Here is a 17,082-nt window from a genome sequence, read left to right as displayed (position 1 = left end):
GAAGGCGTCGTCGTGGACGCCGGCCCCCGCGTCACCCCAGCGCGGCCACCCGGTCCCGGTAGGTGCGTACCGCGGCGGCGTCCCGGTAGGGCTCGAGACGGCGCTCGAAGTCGCGGACGTACTCCACCGCGCGGGCCGAGCGCATCTCGCTCGCCTGCTGGGCCGCCTCCGCGCCGAGCGCGCACGCCTGGTCGAGTTCGCCGAGGCCGAGCCGGGCCGTGGCGAGCACGACGCGGCAGAACAGGCGCGAGCGGGCGTATCCGGGGGCGCGCAGTTGCAGCGAGCGCTCCGCGTGCTGGGCGCAGGCCCGGTACTGCTGGAGGTCGCGGTGGCAGTGGCCGAACTCGTCGGCGAGCTGCGCCTCGTCGAAGAAGCGCGCCCAGTGCGGCACGTCGTCGCCGGGCCGCGCGCTCTCCAGGGCCCGCTCGGCCCGTACCAGCGAGGCGGTGCACGCCCGTACCTCGCCGAGCACTCCGTGGCCGCGCGCCTCCACCGCGTTGAGCAGCGACTGCACGACGGGCGGCGCCGCGGACCCGACGCCCTGCTGGGCGACCCGGGCCAGCTGGACCGCCTCGCGGCCGTGCCCGAGGTAGACGGCCTGGCGGCTCATCGTGACCAGCACGTACGAGCCGTACGCCCGGTCCCCCGCGGCCTGCGAGAGCCGGAGCGCCTGCACGAAGTACCGCTGGGCGAGCCCGTGCGCGGCGATGTCGTACGAGGTCCAGCCGGCCAGTCTGGTCAGGTCGGCGGCGGCGGCGAACAGCCGCCGCCCCACGTTCTCGCCGTAGGTGCCGCGCAGCATCGGCTCGGCCTCGTGCTCCAGGTACCGCACCAGGGCCTGGCGGGCGTGCCCGCCGCCGTAGGCGTGGTCGAGGGTGCGGAACAGTTCGCCGACGGAGCGGAGCGCCGCGATGTCCCCGCTGGTCACCCGCTGTCCCGGGCCCCGGTCGGTGGTGCGCTGGCGGGGCACGGAGGGGCGGCCCTGGACGGGGATGCGGGTCACCTGGGACGGCGGGCCGGGTTCACCCCGCCCCACCCGGTCGTCGGCCCGCCCGATGAGCCAGTCTCTGCTCGGGACCACCAGCCCCGCCGGGGTGAAGGCGATCTTGCGGAGCTCGGCGTGGCTGCCCGAGTCCTTGCGCCAGAGCCCGCTGACGATGTCGACGGCCTCCTCCGGGGTCGCCGCGAACTCCAGGCCCGCGTAGACCGGCGCGCAGGCGTCGAGCCCGAGATCCTGGGCGGAGAGCCGGCGGCCGAGCCGCCGGGTGAACACCTCGGCAATCAGCGCGGGTGTGGTGCCGCGCGGTTGCTGGCCGCGCAGCCACCGCGTGACCGAGGTCTTGTCGTAGCGCAGGTCCAGGCCGTGCTCAAGTCCGAGCTGGTCAACGCGGCGGGCGAGCCCGGCATTGGAGAACCCGGCTTCTGCGATGAGTGCGGCGAGCTGGCGGTTGGGGGTGCGCTGCGAGGGTCGTTCCGTCATCAGCTCTGCGTTCTCCTGCCTTCCGGGCCAAGCGTGCAGCCCTCATGGAACGGCGAGAATTTAGCGGTCAATACGGCCAATGCCGCCACCTTCGCCCCGCATTCATCCGATCGTGTGGTGACGTGCCGTTTCTGCCGGCTCCAGGGGGCGTGCGAGGGGTGTCGAACACGGTCGTACAGTGAATGAGGGCGCGCATCGATCGCATCCAAGAGGGTCCAGGCGGTTCCGAGAGGTTCCGAGAGGTTCGGCAGGGGAGCTGGCGTGAACGAGCTGCGATTTGTCCGGCTGGGTTTCGGCGAGGACGCGGTCGAGTACCAGGAGGCCTGGGACGAGCAGCGCCGGGTGCACGCGGCCCGCTTCGCCGACGAGATCACCGACACCTGTCTGCTCCTGGAGCACCAGCCGGTCTACACGGCGGGCCGCCGCACCGAGGACAGCGAGCGCCCCCTGGACGGCACCCCGGTCATCGACGTCGACCGCGGCGGCAAGATCACCTGGCACGGCCCCGGCCAGCTCGTCGGCTACCCGATCCAGAAGCTGCCGCGCCCGGTCGACGTCGTCGCCCACGTACGCCGGCTCGAAGAGGCCCTGATCCGCACCGCGGCCGATTTCGGCCTGGAGACCACCCGCGTCGAGGGCCGCAGCGGGGTGTGGGTGCTCGGCGACCCGGTCGAGCAGCGTCCCAGGCTCGGCGGTCTCTCGCTCGACTTCGACCCGCGCCTGACCGACGACGAGTTCGACGCCCGCCTCAACGGTCCGGAGTACGCACCCTCCAACGCCGGCCAGCGCCGCGAGGACCGCAAGCTGGCGGCGATCGGCATCCGCGTCGCCAAGGGCGTCACGATGCACGGCTTCTCGTTCAACGTGAACCCGGACAACACCTGGTTCGACCGGATCGTGCCGTGCGGGATCCGCGACGCGGGTGTGACGTCGCTCTCGTACGAACTGGGCCGCGAGGTCACGATCGAGGAGGTCCTGCCGGTGGTCGAGAAGCACCTGCGCGCCGTCATCGAGCACGCGGAACTGGCCCCGCGGGAGATCGAACCGGCGTCGGCGTAGCCCCGCCCGGGAATGCCGCCCCGCACCCCGGGGTTGCCCCCGCGGGGAAGCCGCACCTCACCCCAGCAAACAACGGGCGTACCCTTGGGTTCGCCGAAGAATCGAAGTCACAGGGAGCCGGACGTGTCCGCAGTCGCACCCGACGGACGCAAGATGCTGCGCCTGGAGGTCCGGAACAGCCAGACCCCCATCGAGCGCAAGCCCGAGTGGATCAAGACCCGGGCGAAGATGGGCCCCGAATACAACCAGCTGCAGAAACTGGTGAAGAGCGAGGGGCTGCACACGGTCTGCCAGGAGGCGGGCTGCCCCAACATCTTCGAATGCTGGGAGGACCGCGAGGCCACCTTCCTCATCGGCGGCGACCAGTGCACCCGGCGCTGCGACTTCTGCCAGATCGACACGGGCAAGCCCGAGGCGCTCGACCGTGACGAGCCCCGCCGCGTCGGCGAGTCCGTCGTCACGATGGATCTGAACTACGCCACCATCACCGGCGTCGCCCGCGACGACCTGGCCGACGGCGGCGCCTGGCTGTACGCGGAGACGGTGCGCCAGATCCACGCGCAGACCGAGGGCCGCGCCGAGGGCCGCACCAAGGTCGAGCTGCTGGCCCCCGACTTCAACGCGGTCCCCGAGCAGCTGGCGGAGGTCTTCTCCTCCCGCCCCGAGGTCTTCGCGCACAACGTCGAGACGGTGCCGCGGATCTTCAAGCGGATCCGCCCCGGCTTCCGCTACGAGCGCTCCCTCGACGTGATCACCAAGGCCCGCGACTACGGCCTGATCACCAAGTCGAACCTGATCCTCGGCATGGGCGAGACCCGTGGGGAGGTCAGCGAGGCGCTCCAGCACCTGCACGACGCGGGTTGCGAACTCATCACGATCACGCAGTACCTGCGGCCCTCCGTGCGCCACCACCCCGTGGAGCGCTGGGTGAAGCCGCAGGAGTTCGTGGAGCTGAAGGAGGAGGCCGACGAGATCGGCTTCTCCGGTGTGATGTCGGGACCGCTGGTCCGCTCCTCCTACCGCGCCGGCCGTCTCTTCCAGCAGGCGATGGAAGCGCGGAGCGCCGCCGCCACCGCCTGACCCGGGCGGCGGGCGCGTGAACCCGCTCACAAGCAGCTACTGATCGGTAATGGCCTCGATGACGCGGCTCGCACCGTCCCCGCAGGTCGGGGCACGCGTACGGGCCGCGTCAGCGTTTTCCGGGTCCGCGTCAATGTTTCATTGGGGTTTGACCGCTTGGACACGCCCTGGTAACACCAATCAGTGACGATGGCTTTACGCACCGCGCATGCCCCCACACCACCCGTTCCGATCCCGTCCCGAGGGGGGACCTCGACGATGCAGGCCGCTACCGCTCCGCAGACCGTGCGGGCCACCACGCTTCCGTCCGTGACCGGCGCCCTGCGCGCCATGGAGTCGCTGCTCATGGGTTCCGGCCAGCGCACCGCCCGCCGCAACGCCTGGACGGCGGTCCTGGAGGACCGGCGCCGGGCCAAGGACCGGGTCGAGGCGCAGCACGTACTGGAGGCCGTGGCCACCCGTCGCCCGTAGGCCACGTAAACTTCCTGCTATGGCGAGGAAGGCAACCGCAGAGAGCGCTGCGAACGATGCGAATGCGGGGCGACTGAAGCAGATCGCCCTGACCTACAAGATGACCCGGAAGGCCGATTCCAAGATCGGGCTTGTCATCGCCGGCGTGGGAATCGTCGTCATCGGCGTCTTCCTCGCGATCGGTTTCCTTCTCGGGCACCCGATCTACCTGGGCATTCTCGGCCTGCTCATGGCCGTGCTCGCGATGGCGATCGTCTTCGGGCGGCGTGCCGAGCGGGCGGCCTTCGGTCAGATGGAGGGCCAGCCGGGCGCGGCCGCGGCCGTGCTCCAGAACATCGGGCGCGGCTGGACCACCACCCCGGCCGTGGCGATGAACCGCAGCCAGGACGTCGTCCACCGGGCCGTCGGCCGGGCCGGCGTCGTGCTCGTGGCGGAGGGCAACCCGAACCGGGTGAAGTCCCTGCTGGCCGCCGAGAAGAAGAAGATGGCCCGCATCGTGGTGGACGTTCCCGTCCACGACGTGATCGTCGGCGACGGCGAGGGGCAGGTGCCGCTGAAGAAGGTGCGCACCACGCTCCTGAAGCTGCCCCGCGTGCTGTCGGGTCCGCAGGTCACCGCGGCCAACGACCGGCTGCGCGCCATGGGCGACCTGATGAGCAACATGCCGCTGCCGAAGGGTCCGATGCCCAAGGGCACGCGGATGCCGCGCGGCGGAAAGATGCGCTGACCCCCTCACCTCGTATACGTACGACATCCTCGTAGGCACCAAAAGGCGGCCCGGACCGAACTGGTCCGGGCCGCCTTCTGACGTGTGGGGTGTCCGGCGCCCGCGGCTTGCGGTGTGCGCGGCTTGCGGTGTGCGCGGCTTCCGCTGGGCGCTGGGCTCAGATCCTGACCTGGACCGCGCGGGCGAGACGGTCGTGCAGGCCGCGGCCGTCGCGGTCCCAGATCAGCGCCGGGATCGCCAGGCACAGCAGCACGGTGCGCACCACGACCCGGACGATGCCCAGCCGGCCGCCCTCCTCGGCGACGACACGCAGCCCGAGCAGCCGCTTGCCGGGGGTGAACCCGACGGTCCCGACCGTCAGCACGCCGAGCAGGAAGAAGACGAGGAGCGCCCAGTTGTTCGCGGCGTGCGTGTTGCCGTGCGCGATCAGTTGGTAGGCGATCAGGGCGCACAGGGCCCAGTCGACGAAGATGGCGCCGAAGCGCCGGCCGAGCGGGGCCACCGAGCCGGGCCCGTCCTTGGGCAGTCCGAGCCGTTCGCCCCGGTAACCGAAGTCGACGCCCATGTCTTCGGCGGCCGCGCGGGGCCCCGAGAGCCACGATCCCATTGCTTGCCTGTTGTCCACGGCTCCACGGTACTGCGCCCGTTTTCGATCACTTCCGCCCGGGTCGGCCTTGGCGCCCGTGCCACCAGGCCGGTTAACTTGGGTGAAACAAACGGGTCACGCCGGAGAAATCCCGTCTGCCTATGGTCGGGTCCAGCGTGTGCCACCGCACTGGCCGCACGACCGAGCTGCAACCCCGCCCCTCCCGGGTGGGAGTAGGAGGAGTTGGATGTTCCAGAACGCCGACGACGCGAAGAAGTTCATCGCGGACAACGACGTGAAGTTCGTCGACGTCCGGTTCTGCGACCTGCCGGGCGTGATGCAGCACTTCACGATCCCCGCGAAGGCGTTCGACCCCACCGAGGAGCTCGCCTTCGACGGTTCGTCGATCCGCGGCTTCCAGGCCATCCACGAGTCCGACATGGCGCTCCGCGCGGACCTGTCGACGGCGCGCGTCGACCCGTTCCGCCGGGACAAGACGGTCAACATCAACTTCTTCATCCACGACCCGATCACGGGTGAGCAGTACAGCCGCGACCCGCGCAACATCGCCAAGAAGGCCGAGGCCTACCTCGCCTCCACCGGCATCGCGGACACCGCGTACTTCGGCCCCGAGGCCGAGTTCTACGTCTTCGACTCGGTCCGGTTCGAGACCGCCGCGAACCAGTCCTTCTACCACATCGACTCCGAGGCCGGCGCCTGGAACACCGGGTCCGAGGAGAACAACCGCGGCTACAAGGTCCGCTACAAGGGCGGTTACTTCCCGGCCCCGCCGGTCGACCACTTCGCCGACCTGCGTGCCGAGATCTCCCTGGAGCTGGAGAACTCCGGGCTCCAGGTCGAGCGCCAGCACCACGAGGTCGGCACGGCCGGCCAGGCGGAGATCAACTACAAGTTCAACACGCTGCTCGCCGCGGCCGACGACCTGATGCTCTTCAAGTACATCGTGAAGAACGTCGCCTGGCGCAACGGCAAGACCGCGACCTTCATGCCGAAGCCGATCTTCGGCGACAACGGCTCGGGCATGCACGTCCACCAGTCCCTGTGGGCCGGCGGCGACCCGCTGTTCTACGACGAGCAGGGCTACGCGGGCCTCTCGGACATGGCGCGCTACTACATCGGCGGCATCCTCAAGCACGCCCCGTCGCTGCTCGCCTTCACCAACCCGACGGTGAACTCCTACCACCGCCTGGTCCCCGGCTTCGAGGCCCCGGTCAACATGGTGTACTCGCAGCGCAACCGCTCCGCCGCGATGCGCATCCCGATCACGGGCTCCAACCCGAAGGCCAAGCGCGTCGAGTTCCGCGCCCCGGACCCGTCGTCCAACCCGTACCTGGCGTTCTCCGCGCTGCTGCTCGCGGGTCTCGACGGCATCAAGAACAAGATCGAGCCGGCCGAGCCGATCGACAAGGACCTCTACGAGCTGGCTCCCGAGGAGCACGCCAACGTCCAGCAGGTCCCGACCTCGCTCCCGGCCGTCCTCGACGCCCTCGAGGCCGACAACGAGTACCTCCAGGCCGGCGGTGTCTTCACCTCCGACCTGATCGAGACGTGGATCGACTACAAGCGCACCCACGAGATCGCCCCGATCCAGCTCCGCCCGCACCCGCACGAGTTCGAGCTGTACTTCGACCTCTAAGCCCCGCGGCACCGCACCACCCGAGCCCCGCCACCCGACCCCGGGCGGCGGGGCTCGGCGCGTGCGCGCTCACCCCCGGGCCGGTGCGAACTCCGGCTGGTCCAGGAGGCGGAGCCAGCTGCCGTCGGGCTGGCGGCGGACCACTTGGGCGCGGGCGCCCGTGCCGTCCTTCGGCGGGGTCGAGGTCAGGGCGATGTCGCCGCTGATCAGTGTCGGCAGCGGCTGCTCCGGTTCGAAGTGGGGGCGGTTGGCGAGCACCTTCGCCCACAGCTCGCGGATCGCCTCCCGGCCCTCCGTCCGGCTGCCCGGCGGGTAGGCGAGGACGGCGTCCTCCTCGTAGAGGGCGGCGACCCCGGCCGCGTCCCCGGCGTTGGAGCGCTCGACGAACAGGCGGGTGATGTCCTCGGGCCGCATGGCCTTCTCGTACTCCGCCTCGTGCTCCGGCATGGGTTCCTCCTGGCGTTCTCGGTCGTGGCCGCTCCGTGTTCCGGCACTGTCCAGTCTGGTCCGGTCCCGATCAGAACTCCAACAGATGGATCGGATCGGAGCTAGAATCCACAGTCATGGACCTGAGGCAGCTCGAATACTTCGTCGCGGTCGCCGAGGAGCGGAACTTCACCCGGGCGGCTGAGCGGGTGCACATCAGCCAGTCCGGTGTCAGCGCGCAGATCCGCCAGCTGGAACGGGAGCTCGGCGCCGAGCTCTTCGACCGCTCGGCACGCACCACCACGCTCACGGTCGCGGGGCGGGCCGCTCTCGGCCACGCCCGCGCCGCGCTCCTGGCCGCCGCCGCGGTCGGTCAGTCGGTGGGCGAGGTGACCGGTCTGATCCGGGGCCGCCTGAACATCGGGATGGTCATCGGCTGCACCGTCACCCCGCTGTTCGACGCCCTCGCCGCGTTCCACCGGGCCCACCCCGGTGTGGAGATCTCACTGGTCGAGGACAACTCCGACCGGCTGGTCGACGGGGTCCGCGCGGGCACCCTCGACCTCGCCCTCATCGGGACGTCGGCCGCCACCCACGAGGGCCTCGACACGCTGACGATCATCGAGGAGGGGCTGGTCGCGGCGGTGCCGGCCGGCCACCCCCTGGCGAAGCGCCGCCGTGTCACCCTGGGCGACCTCGGCGCGTACCCGATCGTGTGCATGCCTCCGGGTACGGGACTGCGTACGGTCTTCGACCGGGCCTGTGCGGCGCGCGGCGTCGAACCCGCGATCGCCCTCCAGGCGAGCGCCGCCGACGCCATCGCCGACCTCGCGGCGCGGGGGCTCGGCGTCGCGGTGCTCAGCGACTCGATGGCAGAGCGCTACACCGACCGGCTCACCGCCCGCGCCATCGACGACATGGACGCGCCCGCCTTCCTCTCCCTCGTCCGGAAGCCCGACGCGGGCCCCGCGGTACGGGAGTTGCTCGCGCATGGACGGCGGGCGTTCGGCATGGGCGTACCGGAGCGGGAGCCCGGGGCGGATCCGGTCGGGGCGGGCCGGGCGGGGCGGGCCGGGCGGGCGCGGGACGCTCAGCGCGCTGAGCGCTCCCCCGGTGCCGGCTCCCGCGGAAGGCTCATGCCCCCGAGGCCGCCCATTTCTGCTCCACCTTCCCCAGCCGCCAGTACGCGAGCGCCGCCGCCCACACCACCACGAACAGGCCGACGATGACGAAGCCGACGTTGTCCAGGTCGAGGTCGGCGATCCAGCCGCTGACCGGGTCGGTGAGGTCGAACTTCTCGTGCAGGACGCCGACGAGTTCGATGGTGCCGATGAAGAAGGCGACGGCGATCGAGAGTCCGGTGATGGTGAGGTTGTAGTAGACCTTGCGCACGGGGTTGGAGAACGCCCACTGATAGGCGAAGTTCATGAAGGTGCCGTCGAGCGTGTCGAACAGGCTCATCCCGGCGGCGAACAGCAGCGGCAGGCACAGGACCGCGTACCAGGGCAGCCCGGCCGCGGCGCCCGTGCCGGCCATCACCATCAGGGTGACCTCGGTGGCGGTGTCGAAGCCGAGGCCGAAGAGGAAGCCGAGCGGGAACATCTGGCCGGGCCGCGATATGGACTTGGTGAAGCGGCCCAGGAGACGGTTCATGAACCCCCGCGAGTCCAGGTGCGCTTCGAGTTCCTTCTCGTCGTACGCGCCCGCCCGCATCGCGCGGAACACCTTCAGAATGCCGAACAGGGCCACGAGGTTGAGCGCGGCGATCAAGTAGAGGAACGAGCCGGAAGCGGTGGTTCCGACGACGCCGAGCACCTGGTGGGCACTGGAGTCCTCGTTCATGAGGGTGCCCGCGAGCTGGGCGCCGCCGGCCACGAGGGCCGCCATGACGACGACGACGCTGGAGTGGCCGAGCGCGAACCAGAAGCCCACGGAGACCGGCCGCTTGCCGTCGGACATCAGCTTGCGGGTGGTGTTGTCGATGGCGGCGATGTGGTCGGCGTCGAAGGCGTGCCGCATGCCGAGGGTGTACGCGGTGATGCCGAGGCCGATGCCGTACGTCTTGGTGCCGACGGCGTAGTGGGCGGGGGCCACCAGGAGGAACAGGATGCCGAAGGCGACGACGTGCAGGGCGGCTATGACCGCGAGCAGGGCGCCGGTGCGGACGGTGTCCTCGCGGCGCCAGCGGAAGGTCGGCGAGGCGGCGCCCGCCTCGGACGGCGGACGGGTGGACAGGGTCATGCGGTCACGCTCCAGCACCTCGTGGATCACTTCGTGAGATGCCGCGGCCGGTCTCCTGGCTGACGGGTGGGTGCGGTCGCCCGGCCTTCCCAGCCAGGTGGATCCTGGCCAGTGGCGTCGTGGGTGACGACCGCTCCCCCGAAAAGCTCGACGGGGGAACCCGATCACAGTGGCGAGGGCCGCTCCGGTTTCGCACCGGTCTTCCCGAACACCACGGCCAGGTCACCCTAGACGCTGGCGAGTTGCCCGCACAGCTGCACAGCTGTGCAGGTATCGAAGATCACACAGAGCGCTCCGGCCGGACCCTGGGAGGATGCGCGTATGCATCTCGTTCCCGCCGAGCGCGCCGGCCACCGCACCATCGACGGCCACCGGGTCTGCGACGCCATCGCCGCGATCGGCGACCCCGCGCGCGTGCGCGCCTGGGCCGAGCGGTTCTCGCTGCTCGCCGACCCCAACCGGCTCGCGCTGCTGCTCGCCCTGCACCGGACGGGCCCGCTCGCCGTCTCCGACCTGGCGGCCGCGACGGGCATGCGCGACCCGGCCGTCTCGCAGGCCCTGCGACTGCTGCGGGCCGCCGGGGCGGTCGCCGGGGAGAAGGAGGGACGGGTGGTGCGCTACCGGTTGGTGGACGAGGCGACCGCGCGCCTCCTCGACCAGTACGCGGTGCCGGCCGCGGGGTGAGCGCGGCCGGACGGGGACCCGCCGGGACGGGGACCCGGCCCCGGCCACGCCTCGACGGCACGACCGGGACCGGGCAGCGCGACGGGCCGGCTCAGCGCCCGTCGTAGATGAGCGCACGCACCATCCGGCAGGTCGCCTCCGACGGCTGGTGGACGCCGATGAGCGCGGCGACGGTGCGTATGGTGCGGTCGGGTGCCTGCTCGGGCCGGTACACACCCGTGTCGAGCAGGGCGATGGCCAGGCGCATGGCCTTCAGACGCCGGTTGTGGGACTCGTACCACGCCCGCGGGCGCCCGGCGGGCAGCGGCACCTTGCGCAGGGGCTGGAGGGACAGCTGTTTCGGGGCGTGCGAGGTCAGTACGGCAGCGGTCATGGGCATCCTCCTGGGCGGTCGGGAACCCTCACTAACTGCCCCAATTTTACTGGGCGGCACTGACAATCGCCCCTGGCCGGAAGGGCTTTGAGGGGGCCGCGCGGGTAGCCTGGCCGGCATGGAGATCTGGATCAACCCGGCCTGTTCGAAGTGCCGCAGCGCGGTGACCCTGCTGGACGCGGAGGGCGCCGACTACACGGTGCGCCGCTACCTCGAAGACGTCCCGTCCCCCGAGGAGATCCGGGCCGTCCTCGACCGGCTCGGCCTCGAACCGTGGGACATCACGCGCACCCAGGAGGCCGACGCCAAGGAGCTCGGCCTGAAGGACTGGCCGCGCGACGCGGAGGCCCGCGAGCGCTGGGTGACCGCGCTCGCCGAGCACCCCCGGCTGATCCAGCGCCCGATCATCACGGCGGACGACGGCACGGCCGTGGTGGGCCGCACCGACGACGCCGTACGGGACGCCCTGACGCGCGGGTGACCCGCGTCAGGCCCGGCCGAGCTGGGCCTCGGCGTCGGCGAGCAGCTCGGTGATCCGCGCCCCGAACCGGGCGTCGCACGGGTGCGGTACGCCGGTGCGGGCCGCTTCGAGGAGCGCGTCGATCGCGGCGCCGAACGCGCCGAGCGCGCCGTCCCAGTCCGGCATCGTGTCGGCGCCGGCCTCGCCGAGCAGCTCCACCTCGACGCCCGCGGCGGCCGGCGGCGCGGTGAAGCTGAGGTCGGCGGTGCTGGAGGCACCCGAGGCGTGCCGCAGGATCAGATGCGCGGTGTCGCCGGGGCCGCCTGCCGCCGTGACCTGTGTGATCTCGCCGAACACCCCGGCCAGCACGGCCAGCGCGTGCGGGCCGACGTCCCAGAGCGCGCCCTTCTCGCCCCGCCAGGGCGAGGCGGCGTAGGGGCTGCGCTCGGCGCCCGGCGTGAACAGCGCCCCGTACCACCGCGCCCGCCCGGTGAACCACCCCTGCGCGGCGGCCTGTCGGGCGACCCAGGTCGCGGTCTCCCGCGCGAAGCGCAGCGTGAAGAACACGACGGAGGCGACCCCGGCCCGCCCGGCCGCGTCCGCCACGGCGCGGGCCCCGGCCACATCGGTGGCGACCGGCTTGTCCAGGAGCAGATGGCAGCCCGCGGCGGCGGCCCGCACCGCGAGCGGCGCCTGCACGTCCGGCGGCAGCGCGAAGGCGACGGCGTCACACGCCGCGAACAGCGCGTCGGGGTCCTCGTACACCGCGACCCCGTGCTCCTCGGCGAGGGCGGCGGCAGCCTCGGGCCGCCGCCCCCACACCCCCGCGAAGTCGACACCGGGATGCGCGGCGAGCGCGGGCGCGTGCGTGGCGACGGCCCAGGGACCGGTGCCGAGGAGGCCGATGCGGGGGGTTGTGGCGATGTGGTTCATGGGGACCAGTCTGCCCCGGGCGGAATTCCGGTGGCGGCCCCCGGGGGGCGGAATGCTACGTTTCCGACGCCGGCCGCGGGACTCCGGCGCGACTTCCGGGACTTGCCTCTGAAGCAAACATTTCGCTGCTCGCGCCCCCATTCCCCGGCCGGCTTCCGCATCCACGCACGGGAGATCCCCATGGCTCAGGAGAGCCGCGCCGACCTGGTGGCGGCCGAGGACGTGCTCCTCTTCGTGAACGCCGCCGTCACCGCCACCGGACAGCGCGAGTTCCACTCGGCGGCGGACGAGCAGCGGCTCTCCCTCGCCTTCCTCCACGCGTACGTACGGATCAACTACCGCAGGGTGTACGCCGCGGTGCTCGCCCTGGACATCAACGACCACAACGCCGCGCTCGTCGTGCGCCACCTCCTGGAGAGCGCGGGCGAGGCGAGCGCCGACGACAAGCGCGTCGAGGGGCGGCTGATCGCGGCACGGCTCGCCGTGCTGCCTCCGCAGCGGGTGTACCGGCTGCTGCGCGCGCTGCGTACCGCGAAGGTCAACAACCGGCGTACCCGCGCGATCTTCCGCGACTGGCTCGCGGCCCGCCCCGACCCGGCGTTCGACGCGGTGAAGTACCGGCCCGGCCTGAAGGCCGCGGTCCGCCATGCCCATCTGCCGTCCGCGGAGGGCGAGTTGGGGGACTTCCTGTTCCGGCCGGGGCACCGGGCGCGGTACGAGCACCCGCTGCTCGACGCCCACCGCCGCGCCCACTACGAGCAGGCCGCCCTGTACGAGCTGCCGTTCACGGTCGCCGAGGGGTTCGCGGCGAAGCACGGGGTGGACCGCACGGTGTTCCTGAAGGGGATCGCGCCCCGCGCCACCCGGCTGGAGCGGCTGCGCGTCCAGGCACGGCCGGGGGCGGCCGGCGTCGACCTGGCCTCCATGGGGCTGACCCGGCTCGCCCTGTTCGTCCTCTCGCTCGGCCTCGACGAACGCTCCGCGCGCCGGGCCGAGCTGACGGGCGCGCTGCGGGCCGCGGCGGCGCGGGCGGCCGGGCCGCACGCGGGGAGCTGGGGCCGCGTCTCGGCGGTGCTCGACGACAGCTACTCCTCGTCCGGCTCGGGCGAGAAGCGCCGCCGCCCCCTCGCGGTCGCGCTGGCCTGCCACTTCCTCCTGGAGGCGCTGGCCGGCGCCGGGGCGTACCGGGGACGCTGGACGTCGGGCGGCACGGACCCGCTGCTCGTGCGGCCCCGCGGCGCGACCCCGCTCGGCTCCTGCCTCCTGGACGCCCTGGAGGACGGTCCGGACCGCCTCGTCGTGGTCTCCGACGGCTGGGACAACGCGCCGCCGGGCCTGGCTGGCGAGGTGCTGCGGGTGTGGCGCGCCCGGCTCGATCCGGACCGGCGTACCCGTGCCGTGCACCTCAATCCCGTATACGACGCGGACGGCTTCGACGTGCGCCGCCTCGCGCCCTCGGTGCCGACGGCCGGCATCCGGGACGCGGAGGACCTGCCCGCGCTGGTGGAGATCGCCGAGTTCGCCGAGGGACGTTCGGGCCTGGCCGAGCTCTACGCGTATCTGGACCGCCGTACGGCCGTCTTCACGGAGGGCCGCCGATGACCTCGCTCGACCTGACCGGCCTCACCGCCGGACCCGCCCAGGTGTGGGGCGGCATCCGGCTGGTGCCGCTGCTGCGCGCCGAGCCGGTGGCGGGGCTGCGGCTGCACCGGGAGGCGTACGGCACCGAGGAGCACGAGACCTCGCTCATGCGCCTGAACGACGGCGGCCACTACACCTCCTACATCCCGCACGGCTTCGTCGCGGACTGGTCGGGCGAGGGCACCGGCGCCGCGTACGGCACGAGCCTGGGCGAGGGGCCGCCGAGCCGGGTGCCGCTGCACCGGATGGCGAAGCGGCGGCCGGGCGACCGGCTGCGGTTCCTGCCGCTTCACCTGGCGCTGGAGGGCTATCTGGCGCTGCACTTCGGCGGGCCGTCCGTGCTGTGGGACACCTGGTCGCGCGAGGCGGTGCGCTCCGGGCTCTCGCCGCGCGTCGAGAGCGCCTACCTCGGGACCCGGGTGCCCGGCCTCGCCGACGCGCTGCGGGTGTTCGAGATCCACCCCGGTCAGTGCGGTGTCCTCGTGTACGCGGCGGACGCGCTGGGCGGCGCCTTCGCGGTGCCGCACCCGGACGACTACCGGGCGCTGCACGCCACGCTGCTCCAGGACCTGTTCGGCGAACTGATCCACCAGTACGCGCGGTACGGACGCCCCGTCGAGGAGTTCGCCGCCCGCATCGACGACCGTCACGTGCGCGGCGTCGCCGACCTGCGGGCGGCGGCCCGCGCCCAGGAGCGGGCCTGGCGCGAGGCCCATGACTCGGTGCTGGCCGCCGAGCTGTACGACGCCTCCTACGCCTTCAGCCGGGTGTACCGGATGGGCGGCTTCGACCTGTGGCGCTTCCTGCCGCCGTTCCTGCGGAGCGGCCGGGCCCAGCACATCGGTGAGGCGATCACCGACCGCAAGGGCAGGGTGGCGTACCTGAAGACGTTCCGCCTCTCCGAGAACCAGGTGCGGCGCGGCCATCTGCTGCAGAGTCTCGCCGCTCACGACTGGCATCTCGGACGATGTGCCGAGGCGCTCGGGACCACGCCGGAGGAACTGACGAGGCGGATGCGCCACGCGGGCTTTTCCGCCCTCCTGAAGCCCTCCAGGTAACACCGGGTTCACAAACGGGCAACGGGCGGGAAATTTCGGGGTGTGAGGCTGCCGGGCGTACCGCAGCGCCGCAGCGTGGCAGCGCGCAGACACCCCGCAGCTCCCGCAGAGGATGGCTTTCGTGACGTTCAAGGCCGAGTACATCTGGATCGACGGCACCGAGCCGACCGCCAAGCTCCGCTCCAAGACGAAGATCATGGCCGGTTCGCCGGCCGGCGTCGCCGAGCTGCCGCTGTGGGGCTTCGACGGGTCCAGCACCAACCAGGCCGAGGGCCACGCGTCGGACCGGGTGCTCAAGCCCGTCTTCTCCTGCCAGGACCCGATCCGCGGCGGCGAGAACATCCTCGTCCTGTGCGAGGTCTTCGACATCGACGGGACGCCGCACGCGTCCAACACCCGTGCGCTGCTGCGCCCCGTGGCCGAGCGGTTCGCCGACCAGGAGGCGATCTTCGGCATCGAGCAGGAGTACACCTTCTTCGACGGCGCCCGCCCGCTCGGCTTCCCCGTGAACGGCTTCCCGGCCGCGCAGGGCGGTTACTACTGCGGTGTCGGCTCCGACGAGATCTTCGGCCGTGACATCGTCGAGCAGCACCTCGACCACTGCCTCGCCGCGGGTCTGAGCATCTCCGGCATCAACGCCGAGGTCATGCCCGGCCAGTGGGAGTTCCAGGTCGGCCCCGTCGGCCCGCTGGAGGTCTCCGACCAGCTGTGGATCGCCCGCTGGCTGCTGTACCGCACCGCCGAGGACTTCGACGTGTCGGCGACCCTCGACCCGAAGCCGGTCAAGGGCGACTGGAACGGTGCGGGCGCGCACACCAACTTCTCCACCAGGGCCATGCGTGAGGGCTACGACGCGATCATCACCGCGTGCGAGGCGCTCGGCGAGGGCTCCAAGCCGATGGACCACGTCAAGAACTACGGCGCCGGCATCGACGACCGCCTCACCGGTCTGCACGAGACCGCCCCGTGGGACCAGTACAAGTACGGCGTCTCGGACCGCGGCGCCTCGGTCCGCATCCCGTGGCAGGTCGAGGTGGACAAGAAGGGCTACATCGAGGACCGCCGCCCCAACGCCAACGTCGACCCGTACGTCGTGACCCGGCTCATCGTCGACACCTGCTGCACCGGGCTCGAAAAGGCCGGCCAGGTCTGAGCCGTCCGGCCCGGTGCGTACCGGGCACGGCGTCAACTGGGCGTCCCCGCCTCGGCGGTGGGCGCCCTTCGGCGTACCCGCGGGCTGCCGCGCGTGGCTCCGCGCAGTCCCGCGCGGAGGCACAGGTTCCGGTCACGCTGTGCCAGGAATCCGTACCAGTCCGTGGGAGGGGACTGCTGCTCGGGGCGGATCGTCTGGTTGAATGGGCGCATGTCCAGCATCCAGAACTCCGTGACGGGTCGCAGCGACCTCGAACCGTTCTGGCCGTCCCGCCAGGACCACGACTTCGACCGGGTGTGTTGCCGCGCGACGAACGCGCCGGCCCTCTAACGCCTCGATCCCCTCCAGGCCTTCGGCCCGCGCGCACCGACGTACGTCCCTGCCGACGACTCTCCGCGCGAAAGAGCTGACCTCTCATGGCGAACACCCGTACCCTCCCCGCCCCCGCGGCCCCCGCGGCCCCCGCCGCCCTGCCGCTCGGCCGCCACCGCCTGCGGGCCGTGGACCGCGACGAGACGGCCCGTCCGGCCGCCGCCCAGGTCCTCGACTTCCTTCCGCCGGGCGCCACCTGGCTCCCCGCCCCGCAGCACACCCTGCCCGCGCTGCCGGGCCGTCCGCCGATGGTCGGCTACCTCGTGCTCGTCCCCGCCGACCAGCAGCCCCCGGTGCTCGCCGCGGCGCCCGAGCCGCTGACGCCGGTGCCGGTCGAGGCCGCCGCGACGGGCGGCGACGCGCGCGTACGGATCGACACCGTGCGCCGGACCGCAGAGGTGGACGGCGCACAACTCGACCTCACCTACCTGGAGTTCGAGCTGCTCGCCCACCTGGTGGCCCATCCGCACCGGGTGCACACCCGCGACCAGCTGGTGAGCACCGTGTGGGGGTACGGGCACGTGGGCGACGGCCGCACCGTGGACGTCCACGTGGCCCGGCTGCGCCGAAAGCTCGGCGCCGAGCACCGCGCCGCCATCCAGACCGTACGGCGCGTGGGCTACAAGTACGCGCCCTGACCCCCGGCGCCGGGGTGGTGGCAGCACCACCCCGGGCCGGGGG

General features: G+C 72.1%; 17 protein-coding genes, 1 pseudogene and 1 riboswitch. Of the genes and pseudogenes, 12 read left to right on the top strand and 6 right to left on the bottom strand.

The genetic code is table 11. The features are described from left to right. Window positions 1-31: 31 nt before the first annotated feature. Window positions 32-1,480, bottom strand: a complete 1,449-nt coding sequence (locus tag OOJ98_RS06135) for a regulator (protein WP_267053587.1) — start codon at window positions 1,478-1,480, stop codon at window positions 32-34. Window positions 1,481-1,741: 261 nt separating this feature from the next. Here OOJ98_RS06135 and lipB point away from each other — a divergent pair, with 261 nt between their 5' ends. The 4 genes from lipB (at window position 1,742) to OOJ98_RS06115 (ending at window position 4,817) form a co-directional block, all read left to right on the top strand. Next, window positions 1,742-2,539, top strand: a complete 798-nt coding sequence (gene lipB, locus OOJ98_RS06130; protein ID WP_267053586.1) for a lipoyl(octanoyl) transferase LipB — start codon at window positions 1,742-1,744, stop codon at window positions 2,537-2,539. 123 nt (window positions 2,540-2,662) lie between these two features. Continuing rightward, on the top strand, window positions 2,663-3,619 hold the full coding sequence (lipA, locus tag OOJ98_RS06125) for a lipoyl synthase (RefSeq protein ID WP_267053585.1): 957 nt from the start codon (window positions 2,663-2,665) through the stop codon (window positions 3,617-3,619). 258 nt (window positions 3,620-3,877) lie between these two features. Then, on the top strand, window positions 3,878-4,090 hold the full coding sequence (locus OOJ98_RS06120; protein ID WP_267053584.1) for a hypothetical protein: 213 nt from the start codon (window positions 3,878-3,880) through the stop codon (window positions 4,088-4,090). Window positions 4,091-4,109: 19 nt separating this feature from the next. After that, window positions 4,110-4,817, top strand: a complete 708-nt coding sequence (locus tag OOJ98_RS06115; RefSeq protein WP_267053583.1) for a DUF4191 domain-containing protein — start codon at window positions 4,110-4,112, stop codon at window positions 4,815-4,817. Window positions 4,818-4,974: 157 nt separating this feature from the next. Here OOJ98_RS06115 and OOJ98_RS06110 read toward each other — a convergent pair whose 3' ends face one another. After that, window positions 4,975-5,442 (bottom strand): RDD family protein, encoded by a 468-nt coding sequence (locus tag OOJ98_RS06110; RefSeq protein WP_267053582.1) that lies wholly within the window; start codon window positions 5,440-5,442, stop codon window positions 4,975-4,977. Between the two features lie 208 nt (window positions 5,443-5,650). On the opposite strand from OOJ98_RS06110, the gene glnA reads away from it, so the two are divergent. Beyond that, the gene (glnA, locus tag OOJ98_RS06105; protein ID WP_267053581.1) at window positions 5,651-7,060 is read left to right on the top strand and encodes a type I glutamate--ammonia ligase; all 1,410 of its coding nucleotides are present in this window, start codon (window positions 5,651-5,653) and stop codon (window positions 7,058-7,060) included. Window positions 7,061-7,129: 69 nt separating this feature from the next. On the opposite strand, the gene OOJ98_RS06100 is transcribed toward glnA, so the two are convergent. Beyond that, window positions 7,130-7,507 (bottom strand): nuclear transport factor 2 family protein, encoded by a 378-nt coding sequence (locus OOJ98_RS06100; protein WP_267053580.1) that lies wholly within the window; start codon window positions 7,505-7,507, stop codon window positions 7,130-7,132. A gap of 116 nt (window positions 7,508-7,623) precedes the next feature. Here OOJ98_RS06100 and OOJ98_RS06095 point away from each other — a divergent pair. After that, window positions 7,624-8,493: pseudogene (locus OOJ98_RS06095) on the top strand (LysR family transcriptional regulator); the annotation flags it as partial. A gap of 127 nt (window positions 8,494-8,620) precedes the next feature. Here OOJ98_RS06095 and OOJ98_RS06090 read toward each other — a convergent pair. Further along, entirely contained in the window at window positions 8,621-9,727 is a 1,107-nt protein-coding gene (locus OOJ98_RS06090; protein WP_267053579.1) for a HoxN/HupN/NixA family nickel/cobalt transporter, read from the bottom strand. A 27-nt stretch (window positions 9,728-9,754) separates the two neighbouring features. After that, window positions 9,755-9,958: riboswitch (cobalamin riboswitch) on the bottom strand. A gap of 90 nt (window positions 9,959-10,048) precedes the next feature. Here OOJ98_RS06090 and OOJ98_RS06085 point away from each other — a divergent pair. Beyond that, window positions 10,049-10,411 carry a metalloregulator ArsR/SmtB family transcription factor gene (locus tag OOJ98_RS06085; protein ID WP_267053578.1) on the top strand — a complete coding sequence of 121 codons (363 nt, stop codon included), beginning with the start codon at window positions 10,049-10,051 and terminating at the stop codon, window positions 10,409-10,411. A gap of 91 nt (window positions 10,412-10,502) precedes the next feature. Here OOJ98_RS06085 and OOJ98_RS06080 read toward each other — a convergent pair whose 3' ends face one another. Further along, a complete protein-coding gene (locus OOJ98_RS06080) occupies window positions 10,503-10,784 on the bottom strand; it encodes a hypothetical protein (RefSeq protein ID WP_267053577.1) in 282 nt (93 codons plus the stop codon). Between the two features lie 118 nt (window positions 10,785-10,902). Between OOJ98_RS06080 and OOJ98_RS06075 the strand changes: the two genes are divergently transcribed. Next, window positions 10,903-11,265: an arsenate reductase family protein gene (locus OOJ98_RS06075; protein WP_267053576.1), complete on the top strand. Its 363-nt coding sequence runs from the start codon at window positions 10,903-10,905 to the stop codon at window positions 11,263-11,265. Window positions 11,266-11,271: 6 nt separating this feature from the next. On the opposite strand, the gene OOJ98_RS06070 is transcribed toward OOJ98_RS06075, so the two are convergent. Further along, entirely contained in the window at window positions 11,272-12,177 is a 906-nt protein-coding gene (locus OOJ98_RS06070) for a Gfo/Idh/MocA family protein (protein WP_267053575.1), read from the bottom strand. Window positions 12,178-12,357: 180 nt separating this feature from the next. Here OOJ98_RS06070 and OOJ98_RS06065 point away from each other — a divergent pair, with 180 nt between their 5' ends. The 4 genes from OOJ98_RS06065 to OOJ98_RS06050 all read left to right on the top strand — a co-directional run bounded on the left by OOJ98_RS06065 (window position 12,358) and on the right by OOJ98_RS06050 (window position 17,039). Continuing rightward, on the top strand, window positions 12,358-13,779 hold the full coding sequence (locus OOJ98_RS06065; RefSeq protein WP_267053574.1) for a hypothetical protein: 1,422 nt from the start codon (window positions 12,358-12,360) through the stop codon (window positions 13,777-13,779). Then, window positions 13,776-14,876, top strand: a complete 1,101-nt coding sequence (locus tag OOJ98_RS06060) for a hypothetical protein (protein WP_267053573.1) — start codon at window positions 13,776-13,778, stop codon at window positions 14,874-14,876. The genes OOJ98_RS06065 and OOJ98_RS06060 overlap by 4 nt, the downstream gene beginning before the upstream one ends. 121 nt (window positions 14,877-14,997) lie before the next feature. Next, window positions 14,998-16,029 (top strand): glutamine synthetase, encoded by a 1,032-nt coding sequence (gene glnII, locus OOJ98_RS06055; RefSeq protein WP_267053572.1) that lies wholly within the window; start codon window positions 14,998-15,000, stop codon window positions 16,027-16,029. Between the two features lie 416 nt (window positions 16,030-16,445). Continuing rightward, window positions 16,446-17,039, top strand: a complete 594-nt coding sequence (locus OOJ98_RS06050) for a winged helix-turn-helix domain-containing protein (RefSeq protein ID WP_267053571.1) — start codon at window positions 16,446-16,448, stop codon at window positions 17,037-17,039. The last annotated feature ends 43 nt before the right edge of the window (window positions 17,040-17,082 follow it).

This window comes from Streptomyces sp. NBC_00083 (assembly GCF_026343295.1).
GTDB lineage: Bacteria > Actinomycetota > Actinomycetes > Streptomycetales > Streptomycetaceae > Streptomyces.
The sequence above is the reverse complement of the archived record's forward strand: the minus strand, read 5'-3'. Positions and strand labels throughout refer to the sequence as shown.

Coding starts and splice junctions, on each gene's coding strand:
- OOJ98_RS06135 (WP_267053587.1), bottom strand. CDS start 1,480: ATGACGGAACGACCCTCGCAGCGCACCCCCAACCGCCAGCTCGCCGCA.
- OOJ98_RS06120 (WP_267053584.1), top strand. CDS start 3,878: ATGCAGGCCGCTACCGCTCCGCAGACCGTGCGGGCCACCACGCTTCCG.
- OOJ98_RS06115 (WP_267053583.1), top strand. CDS start 4,110: ATGGCGAGGAAGGCAACCGCAGAGAGCGCTGCGAACGATGCGAATGCG.
- glnA (WP_267053581.1), top strand. CDS start 5,651: ATGTTCCAGAACGCCGACGACGCGAAGAAGTTCATCGCGGACAACGAC.
- OOJ98_RS06100 (WP_267053580.1), bottom strand. CDS start 7,507: ATGCCGGAGCACGAGGCGGAGTACGAGAAGGCCATGCGGCCCGAGGAC.
- OOJ98_RS06090 (WP_267053579.1), bottom strand. CDS start 9,727: ATGACCCTGTCCACCCGTCCGCCGTCCGAGGCGGGCGCCGCCTCGCCG.
- OOJ98_RS06085 (WP_267053578.1), top strand. CDS start 10,049: ATGCATCTCGTTCCCGCCGAGCGCGCCGGCCACCGCACCATCGACGGC.
- OOJ98_RS06080 (WP_267053577.1), bottom strand. CDS start 10,784: ATGACCGCTGCCGTACTGACCTCGCACGCCCCGAAACAGCTGTCCCTC.
- OOJ98_RS06075 (WP_267053576.1), top strand. CDS start 10,903: ATGGAGATCTGGATCAACCCGGCCTGTTCGAAGTGCCGCAGCGCGGTG.
- OOJ98_RS06070 (WP_267053575.1), bottom strand. CDS start 12,177: ATGAACCACATCGCCACAACCCCCCGCATCGGCCTCCTCGGCACCGGT.
- OOJ98_RS06065 (WP_267053574.1), top strand. CDS start 12,358: ATGGCTCAGGAGAGCCGCGCCGACCTGGTGGCGGCCGAGGACGTGCTC.
- OOJ98_RS06060 (WP_267053573.1), top strand. CDS start 13,776: ATGACCTCGCTCGACCTGACCGGCCTCACCGCCGGACCCGCCCAGGTG.
- OOJ98_RS06050 (WP_267053571.1), top strand. CDS start 16,446: ATGGCGAACACCCGTACCCTCCCCGCCCCCGCGGCCCCCGCGGCCCCC.